The sequence below is a fragment of the Nocardia sp. NPDC056000 genome, from assembly GCF_042269265.1.
Taxonomy (GTDB): Bacteria; Actinomycetota; Actinomycetes; order Mycobacteriales; family Mycobacteriaceae; genus Nocardia.
In genome coordinates this window covers 1-14,110 of sequence record NZ_JBHJXS010000018.1, presented here as the reverse complement: position 1 = coordinate 14,110, position 14,110 = coordinate 1, and the positions used below count along the sequence as shown (strand labels likewise).

Sequence of the window (14,110 nt, the reverse complement as noted above, 5' to 3'; positions counted from 1 at the left end):
GCTCCGGCGCAGTCTGGGACTGGCTTGATCAACCGTATGACCACCAAGGCAGCGTCGACTTCCAGCCTGCTCCCACGCGAGTCATATGTTGCTCCGGAGCCGCCCCGCACCACCGGCCGCTCCCAGTACTCCCTGGTTGTCGCCTCCGATGCCGAGCATCGGGAAGCGGCGCAGCGCCTGCGGTATCAGGTGTTCGCCGCCGAACCGGGCTTCAGCATTCCCGACAATGGCACCGGCATGGACGCCGACCGTTTCGATGAGCATTGCGATCACCTGCTGGTGCGCGATGAGCTCACCGAACAGTTCGTCGGCTGCTACCGCATGCTGCCCCCGGACAAGGTGACCGCCGCCGGCGGCTACTACACCGCGACCGAATTCGATTTGGCCGCACTGGATCCCACCGGTAACCGGATCGTGGAGATGGGCCGCGCCTGCGTGGTGCCCGATCACCGCAACGGTTCGGTACTGACCCTGATGTGGGCGGGCATCCTGCACTACATCCAGCTCACCGGTTACGACTGGATCATGGGCTGTGTTTCGGTGCCGATGCAGGCCACCCCGGCCGACGCGCCCGGTGTGAATGTGCGCGGCGTGCGTGATCTGCTGCTGAAAAAGCATGCGCTGCAAGCGGATCGGCATGTGCGCCCGTACAACCCGGTCGTGGTGGACGGTCGCACCCTGGACGAGCTGGAAGCCCCGGCCCGCCCGAAGATGCCGCCGCTGCTGAGCGGTTACCTGCGCCTGGGCGCGGAGATCTGCGGTGAGCCCGCACATGATCCCGAGTTCGCCGTCGCCGATTTCGTCGCCCTGTTGGGCCTGGACACCATCAACACCCGCTACCTCGAGCGCCTGCAGGGCGCGGTGGCCACTCTCGAGCGGTGATGACCCATGATGCCCGAATGCCCGCCCGCCGCCCCGACCGCGCACGCCTGGATGCCGTCCAGCCCGTGCGGACCCGAATGCGTCGAAACCGCCCCTGAGGCAGGCCGATTCCGTTTCGCGGCCCGTATCGCGGGCATCGGCGCGGTCGCCGTCTCCTTCCCGATCGCCTATCTGGCGACGCCGCGCCGCTACCGGGCCCGGCTGCAAACGCGCTACGCCCGGACCCTGTTGTCCTGCTGCGGGATTCAGGTCCGCGTCGTGGACAAGCGCGGCGGTGTGCCCGCACCGCGGGGCACGCTGGTGGTGGCCGGTCATATCGGCTGGACCGATATCATCGCGCTGTCGGCGGTGCAGCCCACCGCCTTCGTTGCCCGCGCCGACATGATCGAATGGCCGGTGCTGGGCGATATCGCCCGCAAGGTGCGCGTCATCCCCATCGAGCGCGAACGCCTGCGCGAACTGCCCGGGGTGGTGCGGCGCATCGGCGATCGGCTCGCCGCGGGTGAGCGCATCGGCATCTTCCCCGAGGGCACCACCTGGTGCGGTCGCGCGCACGGCCGCCTGCGGCCCGCGCTCTTCCAGGCCGCCATCGACACCGATACCCCGGTGCAGCCGATTCGACTGCGCTATCTGGATCGGCACGGCGAGGTCTGCACCGTCCCGGGTTTCGTGGGCGTCGACACCATGGCCGATTCGTTCCGCCGCGTACTGCGCTCGCGCGGTGTGGTGGCTGAGTTGGTGCTGCAACCCCTGGAACAGCCCGGAACCGATCGCCGTGAACTGGCGAATCGGTGCGAGCAGGCCATTCGCGGTGACGCGGTGGATCGTGCCTTCGCCGATATCGTCGGCCGCGACGAACCCGGTTCGGACCGTACCGAATTGACCGTGCAGGCCCCCGAACACCGGCATCCGAAACTCCCGGTCCGGGTCTGACGGGCGGTTCGGACAGACCGCACGGCACGCGAACTCTGTCACCGCGTGCCGTGCGCGCAGATTTCGGGTAGCTGCGAGCCGGATGTTTGCGAAGATGGCGACATGTCTGAAGCGCCCGGGCGTCTTCGCGCCATCCACAATGCCGCTCTGCTGGTCGAATTCGCTGCCCAGCGCGGGCTGGCGCTGCGGAATGTGCTGTCCGGAACGGGTATTACGCCGGATGATATCGCCGATCCGGACGTCATGATCACCTGTGAGCAGGAGTTCGCGCTCATGCGAAATATCGTGGCGGGCACCGACGACGAACCCGGTCTGGGTTTGCTGGCGGGCATGCTGTGTCATCCGACCAGTTTGGGGATCTGGGGTTTCGCACTCAGCACCAGTGCGACGCTGCGGCAGGCGCTCGAACTCGGCCTGCGCTATCTGGACCTGTCCTTCGCGGCGGGTGAGATCCGGCTGGAAGCCAAAGGCGCACAGGTGGAGATCATTCGCGACGACAGTGCGGTGCCGTCCGAATTGCGGCGCTTCACCCTGGAGCGGGATATGGTCGCCATCGGCATCACCCAGCAGGATCTGCTGCCGCTGCGGCTGCCCGCCGTGCGCCTGGAACTGGCCCTGCCCATGCATCCGATGTACGAGGCGGTCTCCACCCTGCTCGGCGTCTCGGAGATGGTGTTCGACGCCGCCCGCTCGGCGCTCACGGTGCCCGCCGCGGCGCTGGAACTGCCGCTGCCGCAGGCGAATCCGGCCAGTATGAAACTCTACGAGGAGCAGTGCGCCGAGATCGTGCAGCGCCGCCGCAATCGTTTCGGGGTCAGCGAACAGGTCCGGGAGTTGCTCATCCACCGGCACGGCCTGGCCGAACAATCCGATATCGCGGCCGATCTCAATATCAGCGTGCGCACGCTGCGCCGCCGACTCGCCGCCGAGGGCACCACTTTTCGTGAACTCAGCTCCGAGACCATCGGCCTGCTCGCCGAGGAATTGCTCAGCACCGGCCTCACCGTGGAGAGCGTCGCCGACCGCCTCGGCTACGCCAGCGTCTCCGCCTTCGGCACCGCCTTCCGCAGCTGGCGCGGTCAAACCCCGGGCCAGTACGCCCGCGAGAATCGCCTGCTGACACCGCTGCGCATGCACCGCTGACCGCGCCGCCGCGGGTGCCCGAGTCGTTTCGTCCGGGTCGGACCGGGAATAGCCGGGTGGACGAAAGGTGATACCCGGTGGCAATTCTTCTTCAGCACCCGGACGGTTCCGCGCTCGAATGCGTTGCGGTGGCGTTGGGTTGGGACGCCGAGCGCACCGTCGCGAACAGGATCGACCTGAATATCGCGGCGCTGCTGTTCGGTGGTGACGCGTTATTGGATGTGGTTTATCACGAGCAATTGCTCTCACGCGATGGTTCGGTCCGGCATACCGGGGACAACCAGACCGGCGAAGGCCGGGGCGACAACGAGATCATCTCGTTCAATCTGGCTCAGCTCGCACCGGAGGTGACGTCCATCATCGTGGTCGTGACCTCCTACACCGGTCAGAGTTTCGAGGATATCGACAACGCGTACTGCCGCCTGCTCGACGCCGACAATTCGAACGAGATCACCCGGTGCGTACTCACCGGCGGCTCCTATACCGCCCTGGTGATGGGCAATCTCTTTCGCACACCGGAATTCTGGGCCTTCGACGCCATCGGGGCCGGAATTCCCGCGGTCCATGTGGCCGAAGCCGTTCCGCACGCGGCCGCGTATCTCGCGCCCATGCCGTGAATGCGACGACACCAGTCACCGAGCGACGCGCGAACACCGTGCACCAACTTCCGGCGCGGCCCCGGGTGTGACATGGTGAGCGTCCGAAGGAGGATGCGATCGATGTCCAGCGGGCACACGCGGCACCGGGAACTCACGGTGCTGCTGGTCGAAGACGATAAAGCCGACGCGATGCTGGTCGAGGAACTGGTCGCCGAGGTCGCGCTGGAGGTGCGACTGGACTGGGTACGCAGCCTCGCCGTCGCCTGTGAGCGATTGGCCGTGGCGGCGCCGGACTGCGTCCTGCTCGACCTGCACCTGCCCGATTCCGATGGGCTCGAATCGCTCGCGCGCATCAGGGCGGTCAACGACGACGTTCCGGTGGTGGTGCTGACCGGGCTCGACCAGGAGAGCAACGGTTCGGCCGCGGTGGCCGCCGGTGCGCAGGACTATCTGGTCAAGGGCCGGGTCGAGGCCGAATTGTTCGGTCGCGCAGTGCGATACGCGATTCAGCGTAAACAGGCCGAGCGTTCGGCGGTGGCGCTGCGGGCCGGGCAGATGCGGGCGCTGGAGAACGCCCGCCTGGAACGCGGCCTGCTGCCCACCCCGCTGTTCCGCGGCGATCCGATCGTCGATGTGGTGTCCAGGTATCGGCCCGGCCGCGCGCATTCGCTGCTCGGCGGTGACTTCTATGACGTGGTGCAGCAGTCCGACGGCGCGGTGCACGTGCTCATCGGTGATGTCTCCGGGCACGGGCCCGATGAGGCCGCCACCGGGGTGGCGCTGCGATTGGCCTGGCGCACATTGGTTTTCAGCGGTATCACCGGGGCCAGGCAGTTCCAGCTGCTCGATGAGCTGTTACGCGCCGAACGCACCGGACCGCATACCTTCGCCACCCTGACCACCCTGACCCTGCTGCCCGGCAGCCATACCATCCGGGTGATGCGGGCCGGTCATCCCGGCATGCTGGTGCGCACCGGCGCGAGCGTGTCCTGGCTGGAGGTGCCGGGCGGACCGGCGCTCGGATTCTTTCCGGGACAAGCGGATTGGCCGATCCACGAGCATTCGGTGCCGCCCGGCGCCGGCCTGGTGCTGTTCACCGACGGACTGTTCGAAGGGCATACCGGCCCGGGGGACGAGCGCCTGGGCGAACAGGGGCTGCTCGCGCTGGCGCGCACGGTGACCGCCGAACGCCCGGACGATTTCCTGGACGAGCTCATCGCTCGCGCCGAGGCGCTGGCCGAACAGCGCGGCGGTCTGGCCGACGATGTGGCGGCGATGTACCTGCGCTGGACCGCGGACAGCCGATGAACAAAACCGATCGGGTGCTGAACCGCACCGCGCATATGACCGTGCAGTCCTGGTTCCAGCTGGTGCTGGCGCTGATGGTGATCGTCGCGGTGGCCGGTTCCGGGGTGGCCGGGATCGCCATCGGACGCACCACGGCCGTCTCGGACCGCCTGCTCACCCAGATCCAGCCCGCCGCCACCGAGGCGTACCGCCTGCAGGCCGCACTCGCCAACCAGGAGACCGGGATTCGCGGCTACACCATCGCCGCCGATCCGCAATTCCTGGCGCCCTACACCGATGGCAGGCAGGACGAGGCGCGGTCGGTGGCACGGCTGCGCGAACTCCTGTACGACCGGCCCGAGCAGCTGGACGATCTCGACGCGGTGGAACGAGCCGCGGACATCTGGCGCCGGGATTTCGCCGAGCCGACGCGCGCGGCCGTGGTCCCGGGCCTGCCGCGCCCGCTGGACAGCGTCGCCGCCGCACGCGGCAAAACCGCGTTCGATGACGTGCGAGCGCGTTTCGCGACCCAGAGCACGCACCTGGCCGCGGCCGCCACACAGGGCAACCAGGATCTGATGCGGCAGCGCACGGTGCGCAATGCCGCGCTGGTCGGTATGGTCACGGCCTTCCTGCTGACCGGCCTCGCGCTCATGATGCTGGTGCGCCGTCTGATCGCCCGTCCGCTGCACGCCCTGCGAGTGGCGACCGAACGAGTCGCGGACGGCGATTTCGGCCACCGCATAGCCATTTCCGGTCCCGCCGATCTCGCGGCGGTGGGCGAGGCGGTCGAGGGTATGCGCCGCCGGATCGTCGCCGAACTCGAATCCAGCCGGGTCCAGGAGGCCACACTGGCCGAACTGGCCGCCGATCTGGACGCGCAGGCAATGGAATTGCGCCGCTCCAATGCCGAACTGGAGCAGTTCGCCTACGTCGCCTCGCACGATCTGCAGGAGCCGCTGCGCAAGGTGGCCTCGTTCTGTCAGCTGCTGGAGAAGCGGTACGGCGATCAACTCGACGATCGTGCGAAGCAGTACATCGAGTTCGCGGTGGACGGCGCCAAGCGCATGCAGGTGCTGATCCAGGATCTGCTGACCTTCTCCCGGGTGGGCCGGGTGGACGGCGATTCGGTTAGAACCGGACTGGATCGGGCACTCGATCGAGCAGTGGCCAACCTGGCCTCGGCAGAGGACACCGGCATGCACCTGGATCGCCCGGATAAGCTGCCCGAGATCACGGGCGATCCGACGCTGCTGATCATGCTGTGGCAGAACCTGATCGGGAACGCGATCAAGTTCCAGCGCCCCGGTGTGCCGCCGATCGTGCGGGTCGGCTGCGAACCCGAGCGGGGTGAGCAGCCGGGATGGCGATTCTCGGTGGCGGACAACGGTATCGGCATCGCACCCGAATTCGCCGATAAGGTTTTCGTGATCTTCCAACGGTTACACAGCAGGGACGAATACAGCGGAACCGGAATAGGATTGGCGCTGTGTAAGAAGATCGTGGAGTTCCATGGCGGCCGGATCTGGATCGATCCGGACTACACCGGCGGAACGCGTTTCTACTTCACGCTCTTCGACGCTTCGCCGCGATCCGAGGAATCCGCAGCCCCCGAGAAGGAGTTTCGCGCGTGACGCAGCTGGCCCGGCCCATCGACATCCTGCTCGTCGAGGATGATCCGGGTGATGAACTCATCACCCGGGAAGCGTTCGAGCACAATAAGATCGGCAATACCCTGCACGTGGCGCGGGACGGCGCGGAGGCGCTGGACTTCCTCTATCAGCGCGGCGCGTTCGAGGGCGCCCCGCGCCCCGATCTGATTCTGCTCGATCTCAACCTGCCGAAATACGACGGCCGCGAGGTGCTCGGGCGGATCAAGGAGGATCCCGAGCTTTCGCACATCCCGGTTGTCGTGCTCACCACCTCCGCCGCCGAAGAGGACATTCTGGGCAGCTATCAGCTGCACGCCAACGCGTATGTCACCAAACCGGTGGATCTGGATCAATTCGTGCTGGCTATCAAACAAATCGACGACTTCTTCGTCCAGGTTGTTCGATTGCCCGGACGGTCGTGAATTCCGATCCAGGCGATCGCGTAGCATTCCAGAACGGAGGGTGACATGAATAGTGGTTCCCCGCAATCGTGTTCGGCCCCGACTACGGTCGGACTCCGGGTGTCCGCCACACCGGATCAGCTGGTCATGCTGCGCGCGCTCGCCGAAACCGTCACCTATATCGCCGATTTCGGCATCGACGAGGTCAGTGATATCCGGCTCGCCCTGGACGAGATCGCGACCGTGGTGATCGGCGCCGCGGTGCCCGGTTCCGCCCTCGACTGCGACCTGACCTATGACGAGCACGGACTGTCCGCCCGGATCGCGGCGGTCACCGCCGCGATGATCGACGCGGACGGCCGCGGGCTCGGCTGGCATATCGTGCGCACCCTGACCGATTCGCTCGATATCGATCAGGGGCCGTATGCCATCCCGCAGCGCGGGTACCCCCTCGTCATCGAATTCCGGCGACTTCGCCAGCACGCGCGAGGGCCCGGCCGACCGCACACCTAGGCGGATTCATGAGTAGTGACACCGGCGACGCCCCGTCGGACCCCTTCCTACATCCCGCGTTCTTCTATCGCGACAGCCATGAGTACCTGTCGGGCACAATGGAATTCATCCGTGCCGGGCTGGCGAACGCCGAACCCGTCGCGGTCGCGGTGCCCGCGGAGAATCTGGACCTGCTGCGCGATGCGCTCGGCGCGGACGCCGGGGCGGTGCGACTGCTCGATATGTCGGTGGCGGGCCGCAATCCCGGCCGCATCATTCCCGGGGTATTGCGCGCCTTCACCGATCGCCATCCGGACTCGCGGGTGCGGATCATCGGCGAACCGATCTGGGCGGGGCGCTCGGCCCTGGAATATCCGGCCTGCGCCCAGCACGAGGCCCTGATCAATACCGCGTTCGCCGGGCGCGCGGCGACGATGCTGTGCCCGTACGATATCGCGCGACTCGATCCGGGGGTGCTGGACGACGCGCTCATGAGCCATCCCACCAGCATCGACACCGGCGTCGAGAGCATCAGCCCGAGTTACGATCCCGATCGCGTCGTGGCGGTCTACAACCAGGCGCTGCCCGAACCGCCCGCCGCCGCCGGCGTACTCGACTTCGACGAGGCGTCCCTGGCGGATATTCGATACGCCGCCACCGAATTCGCCCGCGACGCCGGAATGAGCAGTGAGCGCGGCACCGATCTGGAACTGGCCGTGGCGGAGGCGACGACGAACTCGGTGGTGCACGGCGGCGGGCGCGGCATCTTCGCGCTGTGGTCGGCGGGGCGGCAGATCATCTGCCAGGTCCGCGATCGGGGATATATCGCCGATCCGCTGGCCGGGCGACTACCCGTTCCCGGTTTTCACCGCGGCGGCCGTGGCCTGCTCCTGGTGAATCAGCTGTGCGATCTGGTCCGCATGCATACGACCCCGCTCGGCACCACGCTGCAAATGCATTTCGCCCAGTGAGGGATGCGGGGCCGCGTTCTCGGCTATTCGCGCGATGAATCCTCGACCGCCAGAGCCGCTTCCAACGTCTCGTAGACATCGAGCAACTCGTCCATCCCGGTCAGTTCGATGGGGCGTCGCACCGGGAACGAACCGACCACGCGCACGGTGCGATCACCGGCGGATTCCAGCGCCTGCACCAGCACACTGAGCCCGGCCGAACCGAAGAAACCGACCTCGGACAGATCCAGCACGATCAACTCGGCACCGGTGGCCAGCGCCTCGCTCACCCCGGCCGACAACTTCGGCGCCGACACCATATCGACCTCACCGGCGGCGGCCAGTACCACGGCTGCTCCGGCGGATCTGGTCTGCACCGTCAGTTCACGGGTTTCACTGCTCACCGATCGTTCCCCTGTCGCACCGTCACGTCGCCACCTCCGAAACACATTGGGCGTCGCACGACCGGGCTGGTCCCGCCGACGCGGTAACAGTACCCGTGCGACGGGATCTCCAGCAAAGGTACGCAACCGATTTCGCGCACACCATGATATCGGGGCGAACGGTCACCCGGACGCGGGCCGCGCGGGGGCGTGGGAACGCGGTATCCGGGCTGATCAGAAGTAGTGACTGCGCCCGCCGATCGGCCGTCCGACGGCACCGAGCAGCATCAGCACCGCGCCGACGACGAGCAGCACCACGCCGATGGTGGTCAGAATCGGAATGCCGAGCAGAATTCCGGCGAGCAGGACGATGATTCCCAGCACTATCATGAGAAAACCTTTGAACGGGTGAATATGACACCCACGCTTTTCCCGGCCCACCGCGCGTCAAACACGTGATCATCGCCCGGGACAAGCCATTCGGCGGTCCGCCCTCATCGCACCAGCCGTCCCAGCAGCGCCGCGGCGGTCGCGACACTGAGCGCGGCGGCGCCGATCAATACGCCGAAGTCCAGCCACAGATTCGCCGGGGTGCCGATGAGCAGACCGCGCAGCGCCTCCACCTCATAGCTGAGCGGATTCACCTTGCTCACCGCCTGCAGCCAGCCCGGCATCAGATCGGTCGGATACAGCGCGTTGGAGGCGAAGAACAGCGGCATGGTGATCGCCTGGCCGATACCCATCAGCCGATCCCGCGCCTGCACCAGCCCGGCGATGGTCATGGACAGGCAGGCGAAGAACGCGGTGCCCAGGAATACCGCGGGCACCGTCGCCAGAATGCGCAGCGGATTATCGGTCAGCCCGACGCCCATGAGCAGTGCGACGATGACGATCACCACGATCTGCGCGACCGCGCGAATGCCCGCGGCGAAACACTTTCCGGTGATCAGCGCCGCGCGCGGGGTGGGGGTCACCAGCAGTTTGGTGAGAATGCCCGCATCGCGATCCCAGATGATCTGGATGCCGTAGAAGATCGCGATGAACAGCGCCGACTGCGCGATGATGCCGGGCGCCAGGAAATCCAGATAGGGCACCGAACCGGTGGGCAGGGTGTGCAGCCGCGCGAAGGTGGTGCCGAAGATGACCATCCACAGCACGGGCTGGATTGCGCGGGTGAGGATTTCGGTCTGGTCATGGCGCAGCTTGCGCACCTCCACCAGGGCGAAGGTGCCGATCCGGGACGCCAGCCGGGGGACGCGCCGCCAGCCGCGCGGCGCCAGGATCGGGGTGAACGGGGGCTGATCAGCCCATACGGGCGGCCGAGCGGCGAGTGCTTCGGACATTGCGCATGGCTCCTTCGGTGGTGTCTTCGAGCTGTTCGCCCGCGTAATGCCGGAACACGTCTTCCAGGGTGGCCTCGGGTGCGACGGCCGCCTTCAGCTCCGCCGGTGATCCGGTGGCGCGCAGAATTCCCTTGTGCAGCAGGGCGACTCGATCGCACAGTGCGTCGGCCTCGGCCATGTAGTGGGTGGTGAGCAGCACGGTGGTGCCGTATTCGGCGCGCAGTTCGGCGACGCGTTCCCAGACACTGTCGCGCGCAATGGGATCCAGGCCGACGGTGGGTTCGTCCAGCACCAGCAGCGCGGGCCGGTTCACCAGTGCCTGCGCCAATTCCAGGCGGCGGATCATGCCGCCGGAGTAACCGCCCGCCAGCCGATCGGCCACCTCGGTCAGATCCATCGCCTCGAGCGCTTCGCCCACCCGGCGGGCGCGATCCTTGCGCGGCAGATCGTAGAGGCGGGCGAACCAGTCCACGTTCTGCCGTCCGGTCAGCCCGGCTTCGATCGAAAGCTGCTGCGGCACATAGCCGAGGTTGTAGCGGACGTCGGCGGCCCGGGTGCGCACATCTAGTCCGAAGATCCGCACCGTGCCGGATTGGATGGGGGTCAGCGTGGTGAGCAGTTTGATGGTGGTCGATTTGCCCGCCCCATTGGGGCCGAGCAGGCCGAACACCTCACCGCGCGTGATGCTGATGGTCAGGTCGTCGACGACGGTATGGCTGCCGTAGCGGTGGGTCAGGCCCGCGCATTCGACGGCGGGCGGGGAGTCTGTCATCTGCTTTCGCCTCGGTTCTGCTCGTAGTCGTGCAGCACATCGGTCAGCCGGGTCATGGCCCGGAGTCCGGCGTGCAATTCATCCCGCTCCGTCGCGGTGAGTTGTTCGAAGGCGCGCGCCACCACCGTGATTCGCTGCTGCCGCGTCGCATCGGCGATGCGCTGGGATTCGGGGGTGAGCGACAGGCGCATGGTGCGCCGGTCCTGCGGATCGGGTTCGCGCACCAGCAGACCGGTTTTCACCAATTCGGTGACCAGGGTGGAGACGCTGTTGGCGGCCGAACCGAGTTCGGCCGCAGCCTCTTTCACCGAGATGCCGGGTCTGCGGCCGACCAGGCGCAGGAACTCCGATTGGGTACCGGAGAGCGCGGGCTCGTCGAAGGTGCGCCCGGCCAGGCGGCCGACCTGACGGCGCAACCGCCCCATGGAGCTGAACAGCAGGGTGAACAGCTCGGCATCGGCGTCATCGGGGAGTGTCGCCTCGGGGCGCGGGTCGGCCATGCCCGCAATAATACCTCTGTTTCAGAGGTATTTCAGTTCGTACGTGAGTCGTACCCCAGCGGGAGCTTGTTCGGCGGCCGGTCGATAACGGTGTCGTCATCGGGCGCGCGCCGCTCCAGGAAGGTGACCTGCCCGGTGGAGGACACCAGGGTCAGGGGGTAGGTGGGTCCGCGCTCGCGATCGGCGACGATCGCGTCCGCGTTGTCCTGGTAGAGCCCGAGCGTGCTCTCGGGGTAGTCGAGCATCCACTGCGGATAGGTGATCGTGGTGTGCACGCGCCGCTCGTCGAGCCACAGGATGACGATGGTGGTGGTGCCGGTCGGCTCCACCCAGGCGAGTTTGTACAGATCCGCGCCCAGCCGCACCATCTTGGCCGGTTGGTCCTTCGACCAGCGGCCGAACATGGGCCCGATCAGGCAGCGGAATTCCACCGTCTCCGCATTGCGCACGTACAGCTCGTATTTCCAGCCGTTGTCGTAGGCGTAGATGAGATGACTGCCGATGAGACCGGAGAGATCCCCGGTGGCGGGCGAGCTCGACGGGATGGACGTACCTGCGCTCATCGGTAGCTCCTTGCTCGGAAGGCTTCCCTGCGAGTATCGAGTTCCGCTGGCCAGCGTAACCGCGAAAGTCCCGCGGCCTGGGGTTTTCCCGGTCTAGCCCGGGTCGGCGCACCGCCCGGCGATTAGAACGTGTTCCTGTTATCGTCGAGCGGGCGTCGCACGCGTGTGCTCGACGCGCCCGAAAGTCCTTGGGAGGGAAGCGCTATGCCGTTCGTGACCACCGGTGACGGAGCCGATGTGCACTACCTGGACACCGGCGGCGATGGTCCGGCGGTCATCCTGGTGCACGACATCCTGCTCGACGCCACCCAGTGGCGACCGCAAATGGCATCCCTCGCACCCGATTACCGGGTGATAGCCATCGACACCCGCGGGCACGGCGAAACCCGCGATCCGGGAACACCCTTCGACTACACGCGGCTGGCGCAGGACTGCTGGGCCGTCGCCGACGCACTCGGACTCGATGCGGTCGTGCTCGGCGGCCTGTTCCACGGCGGCATCGTCGCGCTCCAGGCTGCCCGGCTCGCACCCGCCCGCGTGCGCGGCCTGCTGCTGATCGGCACCCGCGCCGACGCCTACAACCCCGAGGAATACGCCGGATACAAATCGATCCTGCTCAAGCAGTGGGTGCTTGGCACCGAACCGCTGGAGCCGATCGCCCGCCTCATCGCGGCGCAGATGATCGGCGGCGACGCCGAACAGCAGCGTTACTGGCTGGATATATGGGAGCGCTCGGACCGTAAACGGCTCGAACAGGCCATCATCGCGCTGCTCGAACGCGAGGGCATCGAGAACGATATCGCCGACATCACCGCCCCGGCTCTGCTCCTGCACGGAGCGGGCGATGTCGTCCCCACCGAGGCTCGGATGCGGAAACTGGCCGGGCAGTTGGGCGGATCGACCCGCGTCGAAACCATCGACGCCGAGCACATCACGCACACCATCACCTGGACCCATCCGCACCTCACCGACCCGCTGATTCGCGAATTCCTCGACGCGCTCTAACTCGCCTGCTTCTTCATCCCGCTTGACCTCGCGTGTCGTTCGCCGTGCGCTGGCATATTCGCAGCAATCCTTAATGGTCGTCAGCTCCGACTACTGCGCGAGCGAAACTTCGAGCGAAGGAGAAGGGTTACGTGGAGGTCGTCGCAGTCCCGGATGAGGAAATTCTCATCACCGCGGTTCCGGATCCGGTTGCCCACGCGCTGTCGGTCGTCGGCCGCCGCTATCGCGTCGCCGACCATTACGAGGTGGGGCGCGAGAAGGTGCGCGAATACGCGCGCGCCGTACAGGATGCGCATCCGGTGCACCGCGTGGACAGCGTGGCGGCCGAGTTCGGCCACCCCGGACTGGTGGCCTCGCCGACCTTCGGCGCGCTGCTGGTCGGCGCGGTGCAGGACGCGCTCGGCGAGATTCTCACCGGTTACGACCTCAGTTCGACGATGCAGACCGATCAGACCTTCGAGTATCTGCGGCCGATCGTCGTCGGGGACCGTCTCACCAGCAATGTCTCCCTGCACTCGTTCCGTCAGGCGTTCGGCGGTGATCTGCTCGTGGTCGAGAACATCGTCACGAACCAGCACGAACAGATCGTGCTCAACGCGCGCACCGGTCTGGTCGCCCGCTCCGCGCCGTCGGAGGCGAATGCCGGAATCGTGGAATCGCTGTCGAAGATCATGCGCCAGCCGACCACTCGAATCCGGGCCGTGACCCCGGCCCCCGACCTCCCCGACGCATCGAGTGCCCCCGCATCGCCGAGCATCCGCACTCGCGCCGCGCATACGGTCTCGGAGGGCGATCGACTACCGGACCGCATCGTCGACCTCACCCTCGGCGACCTGGTCAACTACGCCGGTGTCGCCGGTGACACCAACCCGATCCACTGGCACGGCGACGCCGCCCGCCTGGTCGGCCTGGACGGCACCGTGGCCCACGGCATGCTGACCATGGCCCTGGCAGCGGGATTCGTCACCGAATGGCTGGGCGACCCCACCGCGCTGCGCCACTACAGCGTCCGCATGACCAGCCCCGTCCCGGTCACCGCCCAGGGGCCCAGCACCATCGAATTCCAAGGCCGCGTAAAACAATTCGACCCCGGCACCAATCAGGCCGTCATCGCCCTCACCGCCACCCACGCCGGACGCAAGATCTTCGGTCGCGCCACCGCGACTGTGCAACTCGCCGATCATCCGGCGTGAGCGGAATCGCGC

17 protein-coding genes are annotated in these 14,110 nt (G+C 66.9%); 11 read left to right on the top strand and 6 right to left on the bottom strand.

Annotated elements, in window-relative coordinates:
- Nucleotides 1-36: 36 nt before the first annotated feature.
- The 9 genes from ACFC4D_RS40645 (at nt 37) to ACFC4D_RS40605 (ending at nt 8,360) form a co-directional block, all read left to right on the top strand.
- The gene (locus ACFC4D_RS40645; RefSeq protein WP_376071545.1) at nt 37-882 is read left to right on the top strand and encodes a GNAT family N-acetyltransferase; all 846 of its coding nucleotides are present in this window, start codon (nt 37-39) and stop codon (nt 880-882) included.
- A 6-nt stretch (nt 883-888) separates the two neighbouring features.
- Nucleotides 889-1,815 (top strand): lysophospholipid acyltransferase family protein, encoded by a 927-nt coding sequence (locus ACFC4D_RS40640; RefSeq protein WP_375954965.1) that lies wholly within the window; start codon nt 889-891, stop codon nt 1,813-1,815.
- Nucleotides 1,816-1,917: 102 nt separating this feature from the next.
- Complete coding sequence (locus ACFC4D_RS40635; protein ID WP_375954963.1) at nt 1,918-2,958, top strand: AraC family transcriptional regulator; 1,041 nt, start codon at nt 1,918-1,920, stop codon at nt 2,956-2,958.
- Between the two features lie 77 nt (nt 2,959-3,035).
- Nucleotides 3,036-3,575: a TerD family protein gene (locus ACFC4D_RS40630; protein WP_376071543.1), complete on the top strand. Its 540-nt coding sequence runs from the start codon at nt 3,036-3,038 to the stop codon at nt 3,573-3,575.
- Nucleotides 3,576-3,677: 102 nt separating this feature from the next.
- Nucleotides 3,678-4,865, top strand: coding sequence for a PP2C family protein-serine/threonine phosphatase (locus ACFC4D_RS40625; protein WP_375954959.1), 1,188 nt, complete (start codon nt 3,678-3,680; stop codon nt 4,863-4,865).
- A complete protein-coding gene (locus ACFC4D_RS40620; RefSeq protein WP_376071540.1) occupies nt 4,862-6,478 on the top strand; it encodes a CHASE3 domain-containing protein in 1,617 nt (538 codons plus the stop codon). Before ACFC4D_RS40625 ends, ACFC4D_RS40620 begins: the two co-directional genes overlap by 4 nt.
- Nucleotides 6,475-6,918 carry a response regulator gene (locus ACFC4D_RS40615; RefSeq protein WP_364630122.1) on the top strand — a complete coding sequence of 148 codons (444 nt, stop codon included), beginning with the start codon at nt 6,475-6,477 and terminating at the stop codon, nt 6,916-6,918. Before ACFC4D_RS40620 ends, ACFC4D_RS40615 begins: the two co-directional genes overlap by 4 nt.
- A 45-nt stretch (nt 6,919-6,963) precedes the next feature.
- Entirely contained in the window at nt 6,964-7,410 is a 447-nt protein-coding gene (locus ACFC4D_RS40610; RefSeq protein ID WP_364630125.1) for an anti-sigma factor, read from the top strand.
- Nucleotides 7,411-7,418: 8 nt separating this feature from the next.
- Nucleotides 7,419-8,360 (top strand): anti-sigma factor RsbA family regulatory protein, encoded by a 942-nt coding sequence (locus tag ACFC4D_RS40605; protein WP_376071537.1) that lies wholly within the window; start codon nt 7,419-7,421, stop codon nt 8,358-8,360.
- 23 nt (nt 8,361-8,383) lie between these two features.
- Here the strand turns inward: ACFC4D_RS40605 and ACFC4D_RS40600 are convergent, their stop codons facing one another.
- The 6 genes from ACFC4D_RS40600 to ACFC4D_RS40575 form a co-directional block, all read right to left on the bottom strand.
- A complete protein-coding gene (locus tag ACFC4D_RS40600; RefSeq protein ID WP_364630131.1) occupies nt 8,384-8,743 on the bottom strand; it encodes an STAS domain-containing protein in 360 nt (119 codons plus the stop codon).
- A 213-nt stretch (nt 8,744-8,956) separates the two neighbouring features.
- Nucleotides 8,957-9,112, bottom strand: a complete 156-nt coding sequence (locus ACFC4D_RS40595) for a DUF6131 family protein (RefSeq protein ID WP_364630134.1) — start codon at nt 9,110-9,112, stop codon at nt 8,957-8,959.
- A gap of 104 nt (nt 9,113-9,216) precedes the next feature.
- Entirely contained in the window at nt 9,217-10,065 is an 849-nt protein-coding gene (locus ACFC4D_RS40590) for an ABC transporter permease (protein WP_376071535.1), read from the bottom strand.
- Complete coding sequence (locus tag ACFC4D_RS40585) at nt 10,025-10,837, bottom strand: ABC transporter ATP-binding protein (protein ID WP_376071532.1); 813 nt, start codon at nt 10,835-10,837, stop codon at nt 10,025-10,027. Before ACFC4D_RS40585 ends, ACFC4D_RS40590 begins: the two co-directional genes overlap by 41 nt.
- A complete protein-coding gene (locus tag ACFC4D_RS40580) occupies nt 10,834-11,337 on the bottom strand; it encodes a MarR family winged helix-turn-helix transcriptional regulator (RefSeq protein WP_375954945.1) in 504 nt (167 codons plus the stop codon). The genes ACFC4D_RS40585 and ACFC4D_RS40580 overlap by 4 nt, the downstream gene beginning before the upstream one ends.
- A gap of 32 nt (nt 11,338-11,369) precedes the next feature.
- The gene (locus ACFC4D_RS40575; protein ID WP_376071530.1) at nt 11,370-11,900 is read right to left on the bottom strand and encodes a phenolic acid decarboxylase; all 531 of its coding nucleotides are present in this window, start codon (nt 11,898-11,900) and stop codon (nt 11,370-11,372) included.
- 204 nt (nt 11,901-12,104) lie between these two features.
- On the opposite strand from ACFC4D_RS40575, the gene ACFC4D_RS40570 reads away from it, so the two are divergent.
- Nucleotides 12,105-12,905 (top strand): alpha/beta fold hydrolase, encoded by an 801-nt coding sequence (locus ACFC4D_RS40570; RefSeq protein WP_376071527.1) that lies wholly within the window; start codon nt 12,105-12,107, stop codon nt 12,903-12,905.
- 131 nt (nt 12,906-13,036) lie between these two features.
- Nucleotides 13,037-14,098: a fused (3R)-hydroxyacyl-ACP dehydratase subunits HadA/HadB gene (locus ACFC4D_RS40565; RefSeq protein ID WP_376071524.1), complete on the top strand. Its 1,062-nt coding sequence runs from the start codon at nt 13,037-13,039 to the stop codon at nt 14,096-14,098.
- Nucleotides 14,099-14,110 lie beyond the last annotated feature (12 nt).